This window comes from Paenibacillus sp. NPDC055715 (assembly GCF_053617595.1).
The window spans coordinates 804,953-824,753 of the sequence record NZ_JBSHGA010000001.1; the positions used below are offsets into that span (position 1 = coordinate 804,953).

At 46.6% G+C, this 19,801-nt stretch carries 22 protein-coding genes and 2 pseudogenes; 4 read left to right on the top strand and 20 right to left on the bottom strand.

Going from position 1 to position 19,801, the window contains the following annotated elements; translation table 11 throughout:
* Positions 1 to 256 precede the first annotated feature (256 nt).
* The 3 genes from ACWGOO_RS03995 to ACWGOO_RS04005 form a co-directional block, all read right to left on the bottom strand.
* On the bottom strand, positions 257 to 544 hold the full coding sequence (locus ACWGOO_RS03995; RefSeq protein WP_452481532.1) for a hypothetical protein: 288 nt from the start codon (positions 542 to 544) through the stop codon (positions 257 to 259).
* 126 nt (positions 545 to 670) lie between these two features.
* The gene (locus ACWGOO_RS04000; RefSeq protein ID WP_452481533.1) at positions 671 to 1,120 is read right to left on the bottom strand and encodes a hypothetical protein; all 450 of its coding nucleotides are present in this window, start codon (positions 1,118 to 1,120) and stop codon (positions 671 to 673) included.
* 45 nt (positions 1,121 to 1,165) lie between these two features.
* Entirely contained in the window at positions 1,166 to 1,813 is a 648-nt protein-coding gene (locus ACWGOO_RS04005) for a hypothetical protein (RefSeq protein WP_452481534.1), read from the bottom strand.
* 186 nt (positions 1,814 to 1,999) lie between these two features.
* On the opposite strand from ACWGOO_RS04005, the gene ACWGOO_RS04010 reads away from it, so the two are divergent.
* The gene (locus ACWGOO_RS04010; protein ID WP_452481535.1) at positions 2,000 to 2,236 is read left to right on the top strand and encodes a helix-turn-helix domain-containing protein; all 237 of its coding nucleotides are present in this window, start codon (positions 2,000 to 2,002) and stop codon (positions 2,234 to 2,236) included.
* Positions 2,237 to 2,352: 116 nt separating this feature from the next.
* Here ACWGOO_RS04010 and ACWGOO_RS04015 read toward each other — a convergent pair whose 3' ends face one another.
* The 4 genes and pseudogenes from ACWGOO_RS04015 to ACWGOO_RS04030 all read right to left on the bottom strand — a co-directional run bounded on the left by ACWGOO_RS04015 (position 2,353) and on the right by ACWGOO_RS04030 (position 5,528).
* A complete protein-coding gene (locus tag ACWGOO_RS04015) occupies positions 2,353 to 3,051 on the bottom strand; it encodes a hypothetical protein (protein WP_452481536.1) in 699 nt (232 codons plus the stop codon).
* A gap of 193 nt (positions 3,052 to 3,244) precedes the next feature.
* Positions 3,245 to 3,457 (bottom strand): hypothetical protein, encoded by a 213-nt coding sequence (locus ACWGOO_RS04020; RefSeq protein WP_452481537.1) that lies wholly within the window; start codon positions 3,455 to 3,457, stop codon positions 3,245 to 3,247.
* A 7-nt stretch (positions 3,458 to 3,464) separates the two neighbouring features.
* Positions 3,465 to 4,355, bottom strand: a pseudogene (locus ACWGOO_RS04025) (CpaF family protein); the annotation flags it as partial.
* 15 nt (positions 4,356 to 4,370) lie between these two features.
* The gene (locus tag ACWGOO_RS04030; RefSeq protein ID WP_452481538.1) at positions 4,371 to 5,528 is read right to left on the bottom strand and encodes a ParA family protein; all 1,158 of its coding nucleotides are present in this window, start codon (positions 5,526 to 5,528) and stop codon (positions 4,371 to 4,373) included.
* Between the two features lie 239 nt (positions 5,529 to 5,767).
* Between ACWGOO_RS04030 and ACWGOO_RS04035 the strand changes: the two genes are divergently transcribed.
* Positions 5,768 to 6,094, top strand: coding sequence for a hypothetical protein (locus ACWGOO_RS04035; protein WP_452481539.1), 327 nt, complete (start codon positions 5,768 to 5,770; stop codon positions 6,092 to 6,094).
* A gap of 14 nt (positions 6,095 to 6,108) precedes the next feature.
* On the opposite strand, the gene ACWGOO_RS04040 is transcribed toward ACWGOO_RS04035, so the two are convergent.
* The 6 genes and pseudogenes from ACWGOO_RS04040 to ACWGOO_RS04065 all read right to left on the bottom strand — a co-directional run bounded on the left by ACWGOO_RS04040 (position 6,109) and on the right by ACWGOO_RS04065 (position 10,576).
* Positions 6,109 to 8,436, bottom strand: coding sequence for a histidine kinase (locus tag ACWGOO_RS04040; protein WP_452481540.1), 2,328 nt, complete (start codon positions 8,434 to 8,436; stop codon positions 6,109 to 6,111).
* Positions 8,423 to 8,614, bottom strand: coding sequence for a hypothetical protein (locus ACWGOO_RS04045; RefSeq protein WP_452481541.1), 192 nt, complete (start codon positions 8,612 to 8,614; stop codon positions 8,423 to 8,425). Before ACWGOO_RS04045 ends, ACWGOO_RS04040 begins: the two co-directional genes overlap by 14 nt.
* 357 nt (positions 8,615 to 8,971) lie before the next feature.
* A complete protein-coding gene (locus ACWGOO_RS04050; RefSeq protein WP_452481542.1) occupies positions 8,972 to 9,799 on the bottom strand; it encodes a metal ABC transporter permease in 828 nt (275 codons plus the stop codon).
* A 28-nt stretch (positions 9,800 to 9,827) separates the two neighbouring features.
* A pseudogene (locus ACWGOO_RS04055) lies at positions 9,828 to 9,914 on the bottom strand (manganese ABC transporter ATP-binding protein); the annotation flags it as partial.
* Between the two features lie 46 nt (positions 9,915 to 9,960).
* Entirely contained in the window at positions 9,961 to 10,401 is a 441-nt protein-coding gene (locus tag ACWGOO_RS04060) for a metal ABC transporter solute-binding protein, Zn/Mn family (RefSeq protein WP_452481543.1), read from the bottom strand.
* On the bottom strand, positions 10,388 to 10,576 hold the full coding sequence (locus tag ACWGOO_RS04065; RefSeq protein WP_452481544.1) for a hypothetical protein: 189 nt from the start codon (positions 10,574 to 10,576) through the stop codon (positions 10,388 to 10,390). The genes ACWGOO_RS04060 and ACWGOO_RS04065 overlap by 14 nt, the downstream gene beginning before the upstream one ends.
* Before the next feature lie 236 nt (positions 10,577 to 10,812).
* Here ACWGOO_RS04065 and ACWGOO_RS04070 point away from each other — a divergent pair, with 236 nt between their 5' ends.
* Positions 10,813 to 11,622 (top strand): DUF3153 domain-containing protein, encoded by an 810-nt coding sequence (locus ACWGOO_RS04070; RefSeq protein ID WP_452481545.1) that lies wholly within the window; start codon positions 10,813 to 10,815, stop codon positions 11,620 to 11,622.
* A gap of 4 nt (positions 11,623 to 11,626) precedes the next feature.
* On the opposite strand, the gene ACWGOO_RS04075 is transcribed toward ACWGOO_RS04070, so the two are convergent.
* Both ACWGOO_RS04075 and ACWGOO_RS04080 read right to left on the bottom strand, forming a co-directional pair.
* A complete protein-coding gene (locus ACWGOO_RS04075) occupies positions 11,627 to 12,067 on the bottom strand; it encodes a thiol-disulfide oxidoreductase DCC family protein (protein WP_452481546.1) in 441 nt (146 codons plus the stop codon).
* A 124-nt stretch (positions 12,068 to 12,191) separates the two neighbouring features.
* Complete coding sequence (locus ACWGOO_RS04080; RefSeq protein WP_452481547.1) at positions 12,192 to 12,518, bottom strand: hypothetical protein; 327 nt, start codon at positions 12,516 to 12,518, stop codon at positions 12,192 to 12,194.
* A 435-nt stretch (positions 12,519 to 12,953) separates the two neighbouring features.
* On the opposite strand from ACWGOO_RS04080, the gene ACWGOO_RS04085 reads away from it, so the two are divergent.
* Complete coding sequence (locus ACWGOO_RS04085) at positions 12,954 to 14,276, top strand: Nramp family divalent metal transporter (protein ID WP_452481548.1); 1,323 nt, start codon at positions 12,954 to 12,956, stop codon at positions 14,274 to 14,276.
* A gap of 96 nt (positions 14,277 to 14,372) precedes the next feature.
* Here ACWGOO_RS04085 and kdpC read toward each other — a convergent pair whose 3' ends face one another.
* The 5 genes from kdpC to ACWGOO_RS04110 form a co-directional block, all read right to left on the bottom strand.
* A complete protein-coding gene (kdpC, locus tag ACWGOO_RS04090; protein WP_452481549.1) occupies positions 14,373 to 15,101 on the bottom strand; it encodes a potassium-transporting ATPase subunit KdpC in 729 nt (242 codons plus the stop codon).
* A gap of 58 nt (positions 15,102 to 15,159) precedes the next feature.
* On the bottom strand, positions 15,160 to 17,190 hold the full coding sequence (gene kdpB, locus ACWGOO_RS04095) for a potassium-transporting ATPase subunit KdpB (RefSeq protein ID WP_452481550.1): 2,031 nt from the start codon (positions 17,188 to 17,190) through the stop codon (positions 15,160 to 15,162).
* A 52-nt stretch (positions 17,191 to 17,242) separates the two neighbouring features.
* On the bottom strand, positions 17,243 to 18,919 hold the full coding sequence (gene kdpA, locus ACWGOO_RS04100; protein WP_452481602.1) for a potassium-transporting ATPase subunit KdpA: 1,677 nt from the start codon (positions 18,917 to 18,919) through the stop codon (positions 17,243 to 17,245).
* Between the two features lie 150 nt (positions 18,920 to 19,069).
* The gene (kdpF, locus tag ACWGOO_RS04105; RefSeq protein ID WP_082067099.1) at positions 19,070 to 19,147 is read right to left on the bottom strand and encodes a K(+)-transporting ATPase subunit F; all 78 of its coding nucleotides are present in this window, start codon (positions 19,145 to 19,147) and stop codon (positions 19,070 to 19,072) included.
* Between the two features lie 206 nt (positions 19,148 to 19,353).
* Positions 19,354 to 19,749: a hypothetical protein gene (locus tag ACWGOO_RS04110; protein WP_452481551.1), complete on the bottom strand. Its 396-nt coding sequence runs from the start codon at positions 19,747 to 19,749 to the stop codon at positions 19,354 to 19,356.
* Positions 19,750 to 19,801: the final 52 nt, after the last annotated feature.

Below are 19,801 nucleotides of genomic sequence, written 5' to 3' on the forward strand. Positions count from 1 at the left end.
TTTCTGTCAGCCACAAGCATCTTAAGATTGATCCATTCATTATTCCACGACTTCACATACAATTTTCCATTGATTAACCGTCCAGTTTTATACATATTCATTTGCTCCTTTTTTTAGAATGGTAGCTATATAGAATTTACATGCGTTAATGCTTAATTTATTTCAGTATTCGAAACGTTGATAATCTGTCCCTGCCGTTCCTCTTGACTAGCCATTGGGACTGTCCATTCCTATAGATTAATCAATGATTTATGATTCAAAAGCTCGACTCATTGTAATGTGCTGCCGCTTCCTGAAGACTTGTCTCATCGAATACACGATACATTTTATTTATCACTTTTTGTATCTCAACTTTTTCATAGTCTAATTGCTCCAATGCTAGTATGGTATAGCCCATTGCTGCATTATTACTCCACTCATGAAATCCGAATATAGATGATTGCTCATAGCCAGCCTTGTATGCTTCGGTGAGTCGCTTTTCTATATCATCCAGCAGATTAATTTGAGTAGCATTGACACCGTTAGGGGAAATGCTTTCGTTCAATCTCCATACGTTGTGCTATAGGAAATGGTAATTGTGTCATGTAAATAGCCTCCTTATTTATTGTTAATTCGTTGTTAGATGATGAATATGTTGATTAGTTTGTGTATTTACCAGCCATTTGTACGGTTAGGCGAACAATGCAACTTGCGTCATAGAAGAATACTTGCCTTGCTCTACGTAGGTATCGTAAATTCGTTCGGGATCATCACATGTGAAACGTTCCATCTTCCAATCGTGTGCTGGCTCTTGGAAGAGTCGTTCAAATGCGGCTTTCTTATCACGATAGTAATCATGTACGAAAGTGAATTTATCAGTATAGCTATGAGCGTCAATATCTTCTTTCCACATCTTTACGATCAATTGGAATGGTGAATCTTCATACAGCATCCGATTAGCAAATTGATTCATGCGTTCAACAGTGTTCAGATGGAACTTCATCAGGTCGATAAGGATAACGGCTGTAGGTTTGATTTCAAATTCGATCAGCAGTTGTTCAAATACAACGTTTATGGCAGACACCTCTTTGTTGTTAGTGGTGGATTGAGTTGGTTGCAGTTTTCTCAGTGCGATTGTCATATATGTATCTTCCCCATTCGGTTTATAATTGTGTAACGTGACAGATTAGCAACCAGAGGCCATATCCATAGCTTCATCCTCTGCACGTTCAATGGCTTGAATAAACGGCATCAATCGTTCCTCACGTTTATATTGGATAGTCTTCTCAGCCGTACCTCCTGCCGCTTCCCATTCCCAATATGCGATGATATCAATAGGCTGCAAGAAATACATGGACAATGCTTCCACGGGATTTACAGCATACATCTGCATAAACTGATCATCTGTAAGTTGATCATGCTGAAGGTATTCATCCTTCATTTGGTGGAGTAAAAGAAATGTGTCTTCACGATTAACGTTGACGATACGATTTACATACTCATTACGGCGTTCAACTGTGTTCAAGATGATTTGCATGTCATTGCGAATACGACAAGCTTTAGGGCTGATATTGAGCATATTGATTAGGTCATTGGTGGACAGGTCAGGATTGTACGGGGCTGGTTCGATAATACGAGTCCAATTGTCGTCATTGCCATGCTCGAATACTTGGATAGCGTCTGAGACATTCAGGCCAATCGTTTGCCATTTGCGGTTGAGAGCATCGGTAATATGGTAATAGTGCAATTCTTTTTCGGTGTCTTCTTCTGATTCCCAAACTTGATTCATGCGTATAATGTCGATGATGGTTATCTCATTAACTTTTTTGGACATTGGGTATCTTCCTCCTTGTGAAATTGATAAAATGGTGATAAAAGTGCCAAAGAAAGTACTGCATCTTTCTTTGTTTAAGCGCTATAATCATTTAGCGAGCATAATCATTTGATGTCTATATGAACAATATACGAATATAGACGTTTGATGTCAATATTTTTATTTGAGCATATTTAGGAGGAAATAATGAGGACTAAATTTACACTTACTTGTAATCTAGATAAAATACTTAAGGAAAAAGACATCACGCCCTATAAATTATCGAAGGAGACTGGTGAAAGAATCGGAACTATTTATAAATTAGTAAATAATCAGAATTTAGATAACTCTCGTCTTTCTACCGCGATGATGGCTAACATTTGTGGATATTTAGGTATCAGTTTAGGGGAGTTGTTCGATATATTAGAGGAAACTGAAGAATAACCTACATTCCACTAAATTTAACTACATAGACATAGTAAAGAGCCTAGACAGTAATCATCTAGGCTTGTTTGTTTTAAAAGTAGTCTTACTTAGTTAATGGTTTTCATAATATAAACCTAAATATCTTCCCCTTTTTTATTTACATACCATAAGCCCATAAGTAATACATGTGCAGCTAAATGTATACTAGTATAGTTTTTTGTCATGTGAAAAATTAAATCTTTCTCTTTTTTTGCATCTTTTATAGAATCGACAAAACATTTTGTAATATCATCCCAGTACTTATCTATTTCTTTATAATAAATATATACTGTATTGGACAATATATGAGATATTTCATCAAGTTTTATTTTTTCACTATTGTAGCGCTCTAATATCTTTTTTATATCTATCATTTTTATCTTTTCTGTTAATTCCTCATAAATTTCTTTTGTTCTGGTTTCTTCATATTTAGCATAACTATTGATTCTAGCAAGAAGATCATGGATTTCCCCAATAAATACGATATAATATGTGAAATTATTTTCAATTCTTTCATATTCAAGTTTTTCACGTCGATTACTTTCCAATCTAAATGCAACAATAACACCGAATAAAGTTAGACCGCCACTTATCATTCCACTAATAATGCTTCCCCAAAAACTCAAAATTTCGGGCGTAACCGTTTTGAAAATGTAATCTAAAAAAAAGTATAAAAATATTATAAAACTCAAAATAATAATCAATTGATTTCTTGTTAAAAAATTCCTCTCCTTTTTTCTTCCGAAACTAAAATGCTCTTTTTTAATTTCTGTGTCCTTCAAAATTTCATACATTTCCTGACCTCCAAGTTATAACATTCTACTTACTTGAAGTATAGAAAGCTCCAACTTATATGAACAGTAAATTTCTTCTAATACATCACAAACATAGAAAACACACTTAATATTTCAATCCACTTCTTTCTGTACATTGAACATATATTGCTTGTTAGACGCTCTCACGTTCGTTTTAAGGCTGTTATTCACATTATGAATACGGAAGTCTCAAAATCCCCGTCACTCTTACCTGTGTTGCCTTAACGCTCTCGTTTAAGCTTATCTCATTTACTATTTTCTGCTGCTGATATTCGTAATCTTTTAAGCTCATTTGATATTTCATAGTTGTGGTTCTTTTCTCTAGAATAAACTTGCCTAAGCCATTGTTACGAAGAATGCTATACCGTACAATCGTTTTGCCCATATACATCTATCTCCTTTTTGAATGACCTTTTTATAGATTTGTCATGCAGCATATCCAGGGCCTCGCTCCCCCTGACCTCGCCCACCACAATGCGATTGGGCCGCATACGCAGGGAGGAACGAATCAGATCACGAATCGTGATTTCCCCTTTCCCCTCAGTGTTGGCATTCCGTGTTTCCATGGAAACCAGATTAGGGACAGTTACAATTTGCAGCTCTGCCGAGTCCTCAATCGTAATAATCCGTTCCGATGGCGGGATAAACTGGGATAATGCATTCAGAAAGGTGGTTTTACCAGACCCCGTACCCCCGCTTATAAAAATATTGTACTTGCTACGTACCAAGTCCTTGAGCATATGGGCGGCTTCTGCATCCAGCGCACCCATTCGTATCAAGTCATCCATCGTCATTGGACGCTCGGGAAACTTCCGTATCGTCATCGTCGGTCCCTTGAGGGCAACTGGCGGTAGCACAATATTTACGCGTGACCCATCCTTTAATCGGGCATCGACAATCGGCGAAGACTCATTCACAATCCGGTTCACTCCGGCTACAATCGTCTGGATCAAATCCTCCAGTCGCTCACGGGACTCAAATTGATCGGGTGCCTGGATCACCTCACCTGCCCGCTCCACAAAAATTTCCCGGTGACTGTTAATCATAATTTCCGTAACCGTAGGATCATCAATCAACGGCTGGAGCACATCTAGCCCACGGAAAGAATTAAAAATTTTGCGGACAAGTGCATGCTTTTCTCTGGAGGTCAAACCTGCCAGCTCTGTGTCATGCAAAATTCGATTTTCAATATGCCTCACTAACTCTGCATCCCCTACCGAGGACGTGACGTTCAGGCCTCCCCGGATATCGTCTCGTAGTGCACGAAACCATTCTTCATTCATGTTCATCGGCCCCCTTTAAGACCAAGCAGCGGGCGGCTGTGCTACAGTCTCCACATTCAGCAGCTCGCGGCATAGCTGGCGAATTTCCCGTTGATAAATCGGCGAACTAAGCAGCAGCTCACGATGCTGCATCTGCTTCCATGAAGGAATGTAAGGCAGCGCCCCGTTCAGCTCCATAAAATCCCGAGGTAGCGAGTTGGCCATAGTCCCCATATAACGGTTCACCACAAAGCGGGTTTTAGTCAGCATCGCTTCAAGTCCTTCCGGCTGTGTTTCCTCCAGAACATCCAGCCATAGCCCGCACTTGTGCATGCTCATTAAATCGTCAGCCAGCAGCCAGATCAGCTTATGACTGGCTTCGAGTACAGCCTGAGCCCGGTCACCATTTTCGGATTCGCCATCTACGATTACAACATCATACTGTCCGCTTTCGGCAATCGTCCGAATCAGCTCTACCGCCTCATCACAGGTCATGTCCATCAGTTCCTTGCGGTTATCGACAGGCTGAAAGGTGTCGGCCTGAATTTCAGAACGGCGCACACAATATGAAGCGACAGATAAGGGGTTTCCCTCAGGCCCCGCTGCCTTGAGATCATAAAGCAGTCTGGACAGCCCCTCTCCTTCTGCTCCGCTAGAACTGCCGGAACCCGTGAACAACGAGCTTGAATCCACCGTTTCCAAATTCAAATAAAAAACTGAATACCCCTCATTTCCTAGCTGCTTGGATATATTGAGCGCGGCCGTTGTCTTACCCAACCCACCGGAAGCTGCAACTATGCCAATAATCATTCCGCCTTCCCGGCTGGTTACACTCTGCTGCCCACTTGTCCGCTGTCTCGCCGTTTCCAAAATAAAGCCCACCAGTTCAGACAAGGGCTGATATTTTAATAAAGGTTGTCCGTATTCGCTCACCTGTTCCCCCTCGTGAAGCACCAGACAAGGAATATCAGAAGCCTCCCGATCTGCCCACTGACTCAAAAAAGCCGCTTCACCCACCACGACATCCGGCTTTTTCATTCCAGCCGTTTTCATCATGTATTGCCGAAATGCCTCCGGCTGCGAAAATGCCGTTACTCTCAGCCTTCTGGCGTACTCGCTTCCATGTACATAATTCAGCAGTGGCTCGATATAATCCCGGCTACCTACAGCCAGAACCACTTTTACCGGAATCATGACGCTCATCCCCCTCCCTAAAACAACAACGCAAAAAAGCACCGTTCATCAAACCGTACATACATACGGTTGGTGAACGGTGCTTCCGTCACATGCAATCTATTTACTGGTAGAATAGCACAGCGCCTTTTTTAGAGCAAGCATTTTTTATGTTAGAATTTCTTCAAATCCTTATGTAAACGAAAGACGGGCATTCAAGCCCGCCTCCCATTGCCTTAATCTTAGAAGAATTTGTGGTGATGATGACGGTGATGACGGTGATGACAATGACAATCATGATGACGATGATGACGATGTTTCCGGTGGTGATGGTGATGTCCTTTCAGAACGCCACATTCCACATGAGTGAAATGACGACGTTTAACTTTAGGAACAAATTTAATTGTAGTCACCGTTGTTTTGAAAATCTTCTTAAAGAAACGTTTTTTGGGCTTAGGGAAATGACAATGATGATGATGATGACGATGATGTTTAAAATTCATATTCATGTTCGCCTCCAATTCTTTGAGATAGAATATACTATGGAAGCACTGAACAACCGGAAACCAGCATCTGACTATTTATAAAAGGATTGGGCGATTCAATCCTCTTCCTCCAACTTGATATCCGGGTCATAGTCCGCCACGATCAGAACATCCATATGACGCGCTTGACGGAGAATTTGCGGAACGACCGCATCCTTTCCCCAACGGCTGCTTCTGGAGGACTGCCCCACAATTAACTGCGTCCCCGTGTACCCTTCCACCGGAGTAATCAATATATCAGCAATCTTTCCCCGACTGGAAACAAGCCGGATTTCGAAGGTTCCTCCCAGACGGTGAGTTAGCATTTTCAACTGTTCCAGCCGGGAGTTTAGCTTCTCCGGTATGCTTATACCGACATGAACATAGGTCACGATCCATACCGCCTTCAGACGAAAAGCAATACGAAAACCGCGTCGAATCAGCCTTTCGGCATTGTTACTGAGCGTCACCCCTACGAAGATTACTTCCTCTCTACGCCACGGCCCTCTAAGCGATTCGTGTCGATCCCAGGATTCCAGCCGTTCGTCTACGTCATCTGCCAATTCCCGCAAAGCAAGCTCCCGCAAGGCAATCAGATTGCCTAATTTAAAAAAATGACTGAGCGCCTGCTCCACCTTGGCAGAATCGTATATTTTGCCATCACGCATACGCTGCTGCAACGATTTGGGAGCCACATCAATGAGCTGTACCTCATCGGCCAGCCGCATCATACGGTCGGGAACGGTCTCTCTCACCCGAATCCCGGTAATCTGCTCAACCGCGTCATTCAGGCTCTCCAGATGCTGTACATTCATTGTGGAAATGACAGAAATCCCTTGATCCAAAATCGTCAGCACATCCTCATAACGCTTGGATCTCGGACTGCCGGGAACATTGGTATGCGCCAGTTCGTCAATAAGGACCACCTCGGGATTGCGCCTGAGAATCGCTTCGGTGTCCATTTCCTCCAAATGTACGCCATGCCGCTCGATAGTCTGACGGGGAACGGTATCCAGCGAGCCTACTTGTGCCAGCGTTTCTACCCTTCCATGCGTTTCCAGCAGTCCGATAACAACATCAATCCCGCTTGCCAGCAGGTCATTTCCCTCTCTGAGCATCGTGTACGTCTTGCCAACACCGGGAGCAGCACCAATATATACCTTGAGCTTGCCGCGCCGAATTTTGGCAGCCTCAGCCTGCGCTTCCTCATCGCTCAGACGATGGTACGGATCATTGTCTCCTTCCTCCTGCCTCATCGTCGGCAAAATACGTTCACCCTCCTGCTCTGCGCGGTCGGCAATAAGCAGCAGGTCCATATTTTTCATCCGCTTAAAAATTCCGTTTACCAGCGAGCCTCTGATCAGCTCCTGCCACCGGGTCTGCCGGGAATGTCCCATAACGATCCGGGTAACATTACGCGCCACCGCATAATGGATAAGCTGCCGAGGCAATCTTCTGCGGGAAATGAGCGGGATTTCTTCAAATTCCGATCCTACCTTTTCAACCAACTGCTCAATCGAGCGCTTGAAGGCCGTCGATTCCTTGGACAGCTTGCGCTTCGGATCGACAAAGGAAGCCACCAGCATATCTCCACCCAGCCGCTTGGCGACCTGCTCCCCCCTGCGTACATAAATGGACCCATTCCAATGATACTGGACAGGCACCAAAATGCGCTCTGCGGCTCCTGACGCCCCGTGCAAACCCAATTCCTCCCGGTGCCGTTCCAGCGAATCGTTCACATCCTCTGCCACCAATCGCAGAGCCAGCTCACGCAGCTTACCCAGATTCCCCCGGTGAAACATCTCAGGATTGGGCGCATGCATGTATCCTTTCGCCAGCCGTTCCAAAATCGTTTCCGGTGTGACATCAATCAGACGAATTTCATCCGCCAGCTCGAGCGTATCGACAGGAACCGTATATTCTGCTTCTATCCCCGTTAGCTGATAAACCCACTCCGTAATCCCTTCCAGCTCATAGACATTGACCGTCGTAATGACGCTAATCCCCAGCTCCAGCAGATATTGAATATCCTCCAACCGGGTTGAAAATGGGGCGCCTTCCCGGTTGCGATGCGCCAAATGGTCCACCAGCACCACCTCGGGATTGCGTTCCTCCAGTGCTTTCAGATTCAAATCCTTCTGCTCCACTCCATCCTGAATCCAATGGATACTGGGTATCCGCTCCAGCGTGCCCACCTGCTCCACCGTCTCGCGCCGCTGCATGGTCGATACTGCACAAATTACAACATCAATACCTTCACGCTGAAGCGATTGTCCTTCCTGAAGCATATGATACGTTTTGCCCGACCCACTGACCGCTCCAATGTATATTTTGAGTCTGCCCCGATGCAGTTTGTTAATGGAATCCAATATTTCCTCTGGTGATTTACGTTTAAAGCTCTCCATTTTCGTGCCTCCCTGCAACGTGACAGATCGTTTCGTCCGTTCTTGTATCGCTGTAATGAATGTACTCCCGTGTCCCCAACAATTCAAGACGATCCACTCCAGCTTGCGCAAAATAAGCCACACAGAGCAGCATACGTGCAAAAAAACGCGCATTCAGGCATTTTCTACCTGCCTGCACGCTATTTTAGGTAACCCATAGATGATTGCTTCCCGCGAATTACTTGCTGTATGCACGAACCATTCCCCGTTGCTGGAGTAACTTTTGCCACACCACCCCATGGGACGGGGAAAAGAGAAAGGCCAGCAACAACAGTAAACCCGACGCTATACACAATCATACGGGATAACTTCTCCGTCAGCAGATAATGAAAAAAAACAACTGGAATGCCTACCGAAGCCGCCAACGCAGGATCGAAGGAAGTAATTTTAAATTGCTGAAAAATACCCCTATCACGAACAAATTAAACAAAAACATCGCCAACAATACTGCATCCCCCTGCCACTAACATTCCCGTCAAGATCACATAAAAGGTACTCACAGCGCACGCTCCTTTCCCTGGTGTGTTGCGGTTGCCTGCTCCAGATTTTTTCTGACGTTCAACTGAACGATAGCCTTGGAAATTAACCCGCGCTGCGGCGCAAAAACCAGACTCACACCGAACACGGCAGTCGCACACAGCACACACAACGGCCCTGTGGGCAGATTTTGCCCCAGAGAGCTGATGACCGTTCCACCGAAGCCCGCTATAGCACCAAATAAGCCTGAGAGGCACACCATGACACCCAGCTTCTCCGTCCAGTATCTTGCAGACACCGCGGGTGTAATCAACAGGGCCGCCATCATAATGACACCCACCGCCTGAATCCCGGCAACTAAAGCAATAACAATCAGCAGCATCAACAGCTTATCCAGCAAACCTGCCGGAAAACCAAGTCCACGGGCAAAGACGGGATCAAAGCTAAGCAGCTTAAATTCTTTGAAGAACAATATACAGATTCCGATCAATACCACCGAAATTGCTGCCATCGTGTAGACATCAGACAATACCATCGCCGCTGCCTGACCAAACAGACATTTATCCAGCCCGCTCTGATTCCCCGCCCCGCTGTGCTGGATTTCCGTCAAGAGCATGATGCCAAACCCGAAAAATACAGACAGCACGGCTGCAATCGCCGAATCGCTTTTGATTCGTGAGTACCGGGTAAGCGCACTGATGGCAAAAGTCGCAACAATGCCTGCAATGGCGGCCCCGATCATAAATCCAAATACGGATTTTGTGCCCGTAATCATAAACGATACACATACCCCCGGCAAAATCCACTGCATATTCGGATCAGCCAAAAGCGTAGCCAAGCTTGTCATACCGCTCACCTCACTCCGAGTATCGTGTCGGCACCTCGAAGGAAACGTCGAGCAGAACGGGCTTTTTTTGATAAGCTACAGATAAATCACGAACCTCAAGCGGTGAATGCCCCATATGTATTCGCCTCCTTTATTTGAGCGCTTTAACAATCGTATTAACGTTATGATTGACCATTCCAATAATACGTACCGTCTTCCGTGCCTTCTTCACCCATCGCATCCGAATACAGCACGCCGCCAACATTGATCGTATGACCCTGCTGCCCCGCTCCCTGAATGACCGCATCTATGGCCTTTCTCGGAACGCTGGATTCTACGAATATGGCCTTGATTTTATGTTCAACCAAATAATCACGCAGCTTGGTCACATCCTGAGAGCCCGCTTCTGATTCTGTGCTCATTCCTTGAAGCCCTCTCACTTGAATGTCGTAAGCATCTCCGAAATAGCCAAAAGCATCATGGGCCGTGACGAGCACGCGCTGGGTTTCCGGTATGCTGGCAATCTGCTCCCTCGTGTAAGCATACAGCTTCCGTAGCTCAGCGAGATAGGCTTCTGCATTGGCCTTATAATCCTCCGCATGAGCAGCATCAAGCGCCGACAATATCAGAAATCATGCCAATGGTAGCTGTAGCCTTTATTTTTTGCCCCGCCTTTCCAGTAGCTCCCTGCTCCGCCTTCTTACTATTAGTGCATGCACTTACTACAACTAAAACCAGGAACAATTTTCCTGCCATCAAAGCCCAACACAGTACAGCCGTCTTAAAACGTTTATTCATGCTTCAACAGCCTCCTTTATTTATATGCATTTGGGACAAACTATTTCATGATGTCAATTATTTTTTATCAATACTATATTTTAGAGTATGAACCAAAATGTTTATCTAGGTAAACATTTTAAATATAAAAACCTATTTATACTGTCAGTCCGTTCGATTTTAGCTCTTCGAATGTGTAATATATAGAAGATATCCAATCGTTATATGAAAGAACATAGATAAAGAAGGTGAAGATCATGGAGCAAACAGGATATGGCTCTTACCGGGACAAGCATCAACCAAATCGAACACGGAAAATGCTGCTCATTTTTGTGCTGCTGTGCTGTCTGATCCCTCTCACTTCCTGTGCACGTGGGGACGTTCATGTAGATGTTCATCTGGATCAGAGCGTGGACATGAATGCTTCGTTCAGTGTAAACAATCAGACACTGTTGATGCTGAATAATCCCGGGCTGCTGGACCGCTTGGCCAAGCGGATTCAAAGCAACAGCCTAAATGTTCAGCCACTATCTGAGCAGGGAAGAAAGGGTTATCAAATCAAGGGGCACTATCAAGGAGATTGGATTGCAAGCGGAAAAAATCCCAATCAGGGTTTAAATCTACCTGAGGGATTAGAATTTAAACGCGCTGTGACTCAACATTTTTTCACAACGAATGTTGATCTTACGATGAAACTCGATCTGCCACGGATGCTTCCGGAAGAAGCTCGGGGACTGAGTGACAAATTGGAGCAAATGAATGTGTTCGCACGCAAAATACTGGAGCGGCAGCTTGATCTTAATTTTAGCCTGTCCTTACCGATCCAGCCCGCTGCGAGCAATGCCAACAGTGTATCGGCAGACGGGAAAACGCTACGTTGGGATATTGCCCCATTAGAGTCTAATGAGCTAAAGTTATCCGTCAACGTACCCAATCTGCGTCATATCATATATGTAGTCGTTGCGGGCCTGATCCTGATTGCGGCAATTGTGATATGGCTGATCCGTCGTCATCGCTCCAAAAAGGGCTCTAATAAGGAAGCTGCTCCTCCGAAACCTGAATCCTGAACAGTTAAAAAAATCGTTGCCTTACTTCTGGAGGGGGGATCTGACATTGATCCTCTTCATCCTTGCCAAACCAGCGGTATCGGTTACGTGCCACCCAGTTATAGATTGCATTGCGTATAAAGCAGGGAACGAAGATGAAGACATAGGCCAGCGGATATGGAAAACGAAGACGTCTGGCAATCCGCAGAGCTGCGGTTGACCTCGTGTAATACATACCGTCTTCAATGAATACGAACGTATCCAGCTGATCCGTTGACAATCCTCCTGCACGCAATAGCTTTTGTCCCTGCTCGGATTGCAGGGAACCAAAATGAAACGTCCCCTTCGGGTCACGCTTAATAATGAAGCGGGCCGCCCCCTGACAAAAATGGCATACACCATCCACCAACACAATCGAATAATCTTGCTGAGAAGGATTTAGATTAGCATCGCCAGATTGCTTCATAAATGCATTTCACCTCCAGGAAATAAACAACAAAATACAATCAACAATATGAGTATAAGCAAAAAAACGCCGAAATCATCCGACGCTTGTTTAACAATGTATAGGCTTTTACCTGTTTTGAGAACTAGCTCAATGCTTTCTCAAACAGCTGTTTCGAATTAATTTGCTCTAAAAACTCATCATGGAACTTATCCATACACTTGCAGATAAAATCCTTATGGCATACCGGGCAAGGCGTCGTTAGCAATCGACTGATATTCGTCAAGGTCCACTCCGGATTACGTTGAGAAAAAACGCGGCACTCCGTTCCATCGGCCAAACTCATTTTAAACTCATAAAGCCCTTCTTTTTCGTTGCTGCCAGCCAGCGTGAAATTAACAATATTCGGTCTGTAAGACATCATATCACCCGTATTTTTCAAATTTGTTTCGTACATGATGACCAGAATCACCTAAGCCATCTTAATGAATTTTGGCGATGATGTCAAATGGTCGCGGATCTCGGCGAATCAAGGTCTATATGCAAAAACCGCCGATCAATCAGCGGCAGGTAGCCTGCCGCAAACGAACCATGCAAATGAATCATTTGAAATAAGGATGTTAATCATTTTATTTTCCGTTTAATTCCATAGCCACCCTCCCGCAACATAAAAAAGATCGAATTCAGGAAACCCAAAAAACCAAGCTGCTCCCTCTTACGAGTGTTATAGCTTGGTTTTTTTCGTTAGTTGGCTTCGTGAGGTTGCCATATTACTTCAAAAATAAGATTAATTTGCTTGACCACATAAAAGTTGCACTAGACAAAAACTATTGTAGCTGTACAATAGGGATAACGTGATCGTTATGTCACTAATAATATTTCAACCATAATAAAGAAGGTGAAGCGTATGAAAAATACAAAGGGAAACTTGGCGGAAATCGCTTCATTATCGGAAGTGAATCGTTCCTTGAACGTCCCGAAGGACGGCACGTGGTTTCGGAAATTCCTCGCCTTTGCCGGACCCGGCTATATGGTTGCTGTCGGCTATATGGACCCCGGCAACTGGGCTACAGACATTGCGGGCGGATCGCAATTTGGCTATACACTGCTCAGTGTCATTCTGATCTCTAATCTGATGGCCATCTTGCTGCAGGCCTTATCCGGCAAGCTCGGCATTGCTACAGGGAAAGATTTGGCTCAAATGTGCCGTGAAGCCTACAGTCGCCCGGTCGCGATCAGCTTATGGCTTTTATGCGAAATCGCTATTGCAGCCATGGATTTGGCCGAGGTCATCGGCTCAGCCATTGCACTAAAGCTGCTGTTCGGCATACCGCTATTGTACGGTGTCCTGATTACTGCATTTGATGTCATGCTCATTTTATTGCTGCAAAACAAAGGTTTTCGTGCTTTGGAAACGCTAGTCATTGTACTGATGGCGACGATTGCGGGCTGCTTTGGCATCAATCTCATTTTGGCCCAGCCGGAATGGAGCGGCGTGTTAGGTGGCTTTGTCCCGGACTCGCAAATTTTGACCAATCCAAGCATGCTGTATATCGCCATCGGTATTATGGGCGCTACCGTGATGCCCCATAACCTGTACCTGCATTCGTCCATCGTACAAACTCGTAAATTCGAGCCGACGTCAGCAGGCAAACGGGAGGCTATCAAATTCGCGACATGGGATTCGAGTATAGCGCTCATGTTCGCCCTGTTTATCAATGCCGCCATTCTGATCGTGGCCGCAGCCGTGTTCCATACAGCAGGAAAAACAGATGTGGCGGAAATCAGCGATGCTTTCTATCTGCTGTCGCCATTGCTCGGAACCACACTCGCCAGTATCCTGTTCGGGGTGGCGCTGCTCGCTTCCGGGCAGAATTCAACTATAACGGGTACCCTAGCCGGGCAAATCGTCATGGAGGGCTTTCTCAGCCTTCGTCTCGCGCCTTGGCTGCGCCGTCTCGTCACCCGACTCATTGCTATCATTCCAGCGGTCATCGTCACAGCTATCGCGGGTGAAAAAGGTGCCGAAGAGCTGCTCGTGCTAAGTCAAGTTATTCTGTCCATCCAGCTTCCCTTTGCCATCATCCCGCTCCTAATCTTCACCAGCGACAAAAAGCGTATGGGTGAGTTCGCGAACAAAACATGGCAAAAAGTATTAGCTTGGATCGTGACCGCTGTCATTATTATCTTGAATGTGGTGCTCATCGTTCAAATGATTTCAGGTCATTGAGAGATAAGCAACACTTTAAAATCAAGAAAAAGGTATCTCACCAGCCAAAATGGCTGCGAGATACCTTTTTTGATCACTCTATTCCAACCTCTAGACTTACCGCTTGGCAGGCTGTGCCTGTGTTTGGGCTTCAAGCGCAAGGTTCAGCTTGAGCACGTTCACACGCGGCTCTCCGAATACTCCGGCGCTGCGGTCTTCGGTCTGCTCCTGCACCAGTGCTTTCAGTTTATCCTGCGCAATACCCGTCAAGCCGCTAATACGCGGGATTTGAACCTGTGCCGCCTGCGGCGAGATATGCGGGTCCAGACCGGAGCCGGAGTTCGTAATCAGGTCCACCGGAACCTGACTGATCGGTACATCCAGATTATTTTTCTGCCAATCCGCTATCGAATCCTTGACCCTCTGTATTAAAGCCGGATTGGACGGTGCGTAGTTACTGGAGCCTGAACCAGCCCCGTTATAATCAATGCTCGATACCCGCCCCTGAAAAAACGCCGGATTCGCAAAAGACTGCCCGATCAGCTCGGAGCCGACTACCTGACCCTCCGCATTACGAAGCATGCTGCCGTTCGCCTGCTGCGGAAACAATACCTGTGCCACGCCCGTACTAACCAGCGGGTAAGCGAGACCGCATAGGAGGATCATCAGCGCCGAGGTACGTAAGACCACTCCTATAATGGTGCCTCCCCGCATCTCTTCTCTCTCCGGCTGTCCATTCGGCACAGCATCCGTCTCTGGACGCTTGTTATTCCCCTTCCCGGCAGACCCGCCTTTTTCGTGCGCAGCAAATCTGCGTCCGGACATCATCCGATAAAAGCCACTCATGTTGCTCACCCTTTCCGCTTCCATTCAGTATCCGAAATGTATACCTTCACAGGCTACGTTAAATCCACAAATGCACCAGCAAATCAATGGCTTTAATGCCGACAAACGGCACCACCATACCGCCCAAACCGTAAATCAGCAAATTCCGTCCCAGCAGGCGATCCGAGCTCATAGGCTTATACTTCACGCCCTTCATGGCCAGCGGGATCAGAAGTGGAATAATAACAGCATTAAAGATCAGCGCCGACAAAATAGCAGACAGCGGAGAGCCAAGCCCCATCACGTTCAATGCGCTCATTTGCGGAATCGCCAGCATGAACATCGCCGGAATAATGGCAAAATATTTGGCAACATCGTTCGCGATACTGAACGTTGTCAAAGCACCTCGTGTCATAAGCAACTGCTTGCCGATAGCGACTACCTCAATAATTTTGGACGGATCGGAATCCAGGTCCACCATATTGGCGGCTTCCTTGGCTGCAACTGTACCGCTGTTCATGGCCAGCCCGACGTCAGCCTGCGCCAGCGCAGGGGCATCATTTGTGCCATCTCCGGTCATGGCAACCAGCTTGCCCAGATCCTGCTCACGGCGAATGACTGCGATTTTATCCTCCGGCTTGCTTTCAGCCACAAAATCATCCACACCCGCTTCCCGCGCAATCGTCGCAGCCGTCAGCGGATTATCCCCGGTACACATGATCGTACGGATACCCATTTCCCGGAGCTGATCGAACCGCTCCTTCATGCCCGGCTTCACCGTGTCCTTCAAATAAATAATGCCATATATCCGATCATCCAGCGCGACAGCCAGCGGCGTACCTCCTTCAGAGGCCACCTGATTCGCTTTTTCCTCCAGATCGGCTGGAACGCTGCCGTTTTGCGATAGTACCCACTGCCGGACAGAGTCCACCGCGCCTTTACGTACCTTTCGTCCATCGGCCAGATCCAGACCGCTCATCCGGGTTTCCGCCTTGAACTCGATAAAGGTTCCGCCTGCTGCCAAGGATTCATCCAGCATGTGCTCCTGCTTACGCATCAACTCCAGAACTGAGCGCCCCTCAGGCGTCTCATCCTTCATCGAGCTCATCGCAGCCCACTTTACTAACTCTGTCTCCTCTACGCCCCCTACAGGCACGAATTGGCTCGCCATTCGGTTACCGAAGGTGATTGTACCCGTTTTGTCCAGAATCATCGTATTGATGTCCCCGGATGCTTCTACCGCCTTGCCTGACATCGCCAGCACGTTAAACTGGGTGACCCGGTCCATACCGGCAATCCCGATGGCTGACAACAGTCCTCCAATCGTGGTCGGAATCAGGCAGACCAGCAATGAGATAAGCACGGGAACAGGCAAGTCAATGTTAAAATGACGGGCAATCGGTGCCAGTGTCACCACCACGATCAGAAAAATAATCGTCAAGCTGATCAACAGGGTATTCAGTGCAATTTCGTTCGGCGTCTTTTGCCGCTGTGCGCCTTCCACGAGCGAAATCATTTTATCGATGAACGTCTCACCCGGCTCTGTCGTAATCCGCACCTTAATTCGGTCACTGACCACGCGCGTCCCGCCGGTTACCGAGCAAAAATCACCGCCCGATTCCTTGATCACCGGAGCCGATTCCCCCGTAATCGCTGATTCATCCACTGAGGCAAGACCTTCAATCACCTCACCATCACTCGGAATCATCTCGCCCTGGGACACCATCACAATGTCACCTTTGCGCAGCTCGGTCGAGCTGACCACCTGAATCTCATCCCCGACAAGTTTGCTTGCTTGTGTATCCTGCTTGGATTTTTTCAAAGAGGCCGCTTGCGCCTTACCCCGCCCTTCCGCGAGCGCTTCGGCAAAGTTAGCAAAGAGCAACGTGAACAGCAGGATGATAAAAACCGCCAGATTAAAGCCCATTTCGTTGCCAGTTCCAAAATAACCGGGGAACAGCAGCATAAGCAGCACGACCAGTGTGCCGATCTCCACGACGAACATGACAGGATTTTTCATCATGATCATCGGATTTAATTTCATAAAGCTATCCTTGATCGCATGCTTCAAGATGCTTTTATCCAGCATGCGTTTGCGTTGTTCCTTCATGATCGAGCACCCCGTTCATCCATTCTCATTTTCTTCTTCCTGTTCATCTTCTTCACATGGTCAGAAATTCAGCCACAGGCCCCAATACGATGACGGGCAAAAAGGTCAACGCGCCAATCAACAGCACAACCCCGATTAAAATCGCCCCAAATAGCTTGTTGTCTGTGCGAAGTGTGCCCGTCGTCACTGGAGTCGGTGCTTTAGTATTCAATGAAGCCGCTACAGCTAACAATGCAACTATAGATACATATCGTCCGAAGAACATAACAACCCCTGTTGTCGTGTTCCAGAATACGTTGTTATCCGCAAGACCTTCAAATCCCGAACCGTTATTAGCCGCAGATGACGCATATTCATATATCACCTGAGTCAACCCATGATATCCGGGGTTTGTGACCGCATCGTATCCCCAATGACTCATAAAGGCGAGAGCAGTCGGCACTAGAATGAGAAACGGATGTACCAAAATGGCAATCGCGATCAGCTTCATTTCCTTGCCTTCAATTTTCCTGCCCATAAATTCCGGGGTCCTGCCGACCATCAATCCACATATAAACACACCCAGAATCGCGTACATCAGCATATTCATCAGCCCGACACCCTTACCGCCGAAAATGACGTTCAGCATCATTTCTCCCAAAGCAGCCATACCGCCCAGCGGGGTCAGTGTATCGTGCATATTATTGACTGAACCTGTCGTAGCCGCCGTCGTTACCGCCGTGAACAGCACCGATTGTCCAATGCCGAAGCGAACCTCTTTCCCTTCCATGCTTCCCTGAGAAGCATCCACACCCAGTGCATGAATCAACGGATTGCCCGTTTTCTCCGACACATACGTAATGGATAGGAATACAAGGAACAATACCATCATCGAGCTAAAAATAATCCAGCCCTGCTTGCGATTACGAGCGAACAGCCCAAAGGTATACGGCAGAGAAGCTGGCATCACCCACATCGCCAAAATTTCCAGCACATTCGTCCAGGGACTTGGATTTTCAAAAGGATGCGCCGAATTGGCTCCCGCAAAACCGCCCCCGTTCGTACCCAAATGCTTAATCGATTCCAGCGAAGCAACGGGTCCCAAAGCAATCTGCTGCTGTGTTCCGCTCAACGTCGTAATATCCGCCGTAGGCTGAAGCGTCTGTGGTACTTTCAGTCCGACCAGCACCAGCGTAAGCACAAAGGCCAACGGCAGAAAAATCCGTATAATCGCTTTGATAAAATCCTGAAAAAAGTTGCCCATTCCTTCACCGCGCCGCGTCAATCCTCTCATAAAAGCCGCAGCAACCGAAAATCCGGAAGCAGCCGAAGTGAACATCATCATCGTAACGAACGCCATCTGCGTCAGATGCGTAAGCCCGCTTTCTCCGCTGTAATGCTGGAGATTCGTGTTGGTCATAAAGCTGATCACTGTATTAAATGCCAGTGACGCTTCCATATTGCCATTTCCAGCCGGATTACCGGGAAGCAGTCCCTGCAAGCGCAGCAGCACATAGCTGATCGCCACAAGCACGACATTCGTAGCAATGAAGCTCATAACGTACGTGGTCCAACGCATGCTCTCCAACTTCTTCAAACCTATAACCTTATAAATCAGCTTCTCCGTTCCGCCAAACACCCGATCCGTCCGATTCGGTTCATTTGAGAATACATGATAAATATAGGTGCCCACTGGTTTCACCAAGAGCAGCAATATCACAATCACAATTCCAATTTGCAGCAACTCCATCATCTATTCCCTCCTCCAAAATGCTCCTGCGTTTGGAACAACAGACGGGTTCATAGCACCAAGCGAGTGCACACGTTTGCGAAAGCCCGCTACCTCTGATGCCTCATCCTTGATCTGCTGTCCCCCGCCCGCTTTATCCTGTTTAGCTGATTAGAACTTTTCAGGATTCAGGAGTGCGTAGATTAAATACACAAACACAATAGCCGTAAGCGTAAGCACAACCATCATCCTTTTCGCCCTCCTTTGGAGGTCTGCGCATCACACCAGCGTACAAACATCAGTATCACTCCATAACTCACAGCCATCACGAGCAGCATGTATATATCCATCATGTTCATAACCCTCCCGTATCGGTCCTCAGATCGTCATTCTTACATCCTCGTACAATCACCATACAATGAATGCGAAAATTTTTATTTATATTACCTATACGACTATCCGTTCAGCAGGAAACCCACCTCTCCATTCAAAGTGTAGATCACATGGTCCGCTCCCAAACCTCGATAAATCCCTTGAGGATTATAGCCGTGCGTAATGACATAGATCGAATCTGATGTCAGCGGCCGGCATATTTGCAGAAAACGGCAAGTCAGATTCAAGCTGTTCTCGAACAAATACACGCAACCAATTTCTTTTTTGGGAAAATTCCATTTCCCTGCTTGCATCGTATTGATCCGAACAATATGCTCCACACCCATTTTTTTGAGCTGTCGTTCCTCCTGAGCGCTATTCGTAAGAACCGCAAACGCCAGTTTTTTGAACATAAGCAATTTCACAAAATTTCTGCCCGATTCATTCGGTGCAGTGACAATGATTAGCCGACCTTCCATCAGTAGCTCCTCTCCCGGTATAAAAAGACAACAAAAAGAAGCCAAAGGAAAA

Excerpts from the sequence above, each read along its gene's own strand:
- ACWGOO_RS04050 (WP_452481542.1), bottom strand. The coding sequence starts at position 9,799 with ATGACAAGCTTGGCTACGCTTTTGGCTGATCCGAATATGCAGTGGATT.
- ACWGOO_RS04075 (WP_452481546.1), bottom strand. The coding sequence starts at position 12,067 with ATGAAGCAATCTGGCGATGCTAATCTAAATCCTTCTCAGCAAGATTAT.
- ACWGOO_RS04065 (WP_452481544.1), bottom strand. The coding sequence starts at position 10,576 with ATGAATAAACGTTTTAAGACGGCTGTACTGTGTTGGGCTTTGATGGCA.
- ACWGOO_RS04040 (WP_452481540.1), bottom strand. The coding sequence starts at position 8,436 with ATGGAGAGCTTTAAACGTAAATCACCAGAGGAAATATTGGATTCCATT.
- kdpC (WP_452481549.1), bottom strand. The coding sequence starts at position 15,101 with ATGAGTGGCTTTTATCGGATGATGTCCGGACGCAGATTTGCTGCGCAC.
- kdpA (WP_452481602.1), bottom strand. The coding sequence starts at position 18,919 with ATGGAGTTGCTGCAAATTGGAATTGTGATTGTGATATTGCTGCTCTTG.
- ACWGOO_RS04030 (WP_452481538.1), bottom strand. The coding sequence starts at position 5,528 with ATGATTCCGGTAAAAGTGGTTCTGGCTGTAGGTAGCCGGGATTATATC.
- ACWGOO_RS04070 (WP_452481545.1), top strand. The coding sequence starts at position 10,813 with ATGGAGCAAACAGGATATGGCTCTTACCGGGACAAGCATCAACCAAAT.
- ACWGOO_RS04000 (WP_452481533.1), bottom strand. The coding sequence starts at position 1,120 with ATGACAATCGCACTGAGAAAACTGCAACCAACTCAATCCACCACTAAC.
- ACWGOO_RS04110 (WP_452481551.1), bottom strand. The coding sequence starts at position 19,749 with ATGGAAGGTCGGCTAATCATTGTCACTGCACCGAATGAATCGGGCAGA.
- ACWGOO_RS04035 (WP_452481539.1), top strand. The coding sequence starts at position 5,768 with ATGATGACGGTGATGACGGTGATGACAATGACAATCATGATGACGATG.
- ACWGOO_RS04020 (WP_452481537.1), bottom strand. The coding sequence starts at position 3,457 with ATGGGCAAAACGATTGTACGGTATAGCATTCTTCGTAACAATGGCTTA.
- kdpB (WP_452481550.1), bottom strand. The coding sequence starts at position 17,190 with ATGAAGGAACAACGCAAACGCATGCTGGATAAAAGCATCTTGAAGCAT.
- ACWGOO_RS04085 (WP_452481548.1), top strand. The coding sequence starts at position 12,954 with ATGAAAAATACAAAGGGAAACTTGGCGGAAATCGCTTCATTATCGGAA.
- ACWGOO_RS04015 (WP_452481536.1), bottom strand. The coding sequence starts at position 3,051 with ATGTATGAAATTTTGAAGGACACAGAAATTAAAAAAGAGCATTTTAGT.
- ACWGOO_RS04010 (WP_452481535.1), top strand. The coding sequence starts at position 2,000 with ATGAGGACTAAATTTACACTTACTTGTAATCTAGATAAAATACTTAAG.
- kdpF (WP_082067099.1), bottom strand. The coding sequence starts at position 19,147 with ATGATGGTTGTGCTTACGCTTACGGCTATTGTGTTTGTGTATTTAATC.
- ACWGOO_RS04005 (WP_452481534.1), bottom strand. The coding sequence starts at position 1,813 with ATGTCCAAAAAAGTTAATGAGATAACCATCATCGACATTATACGCATG.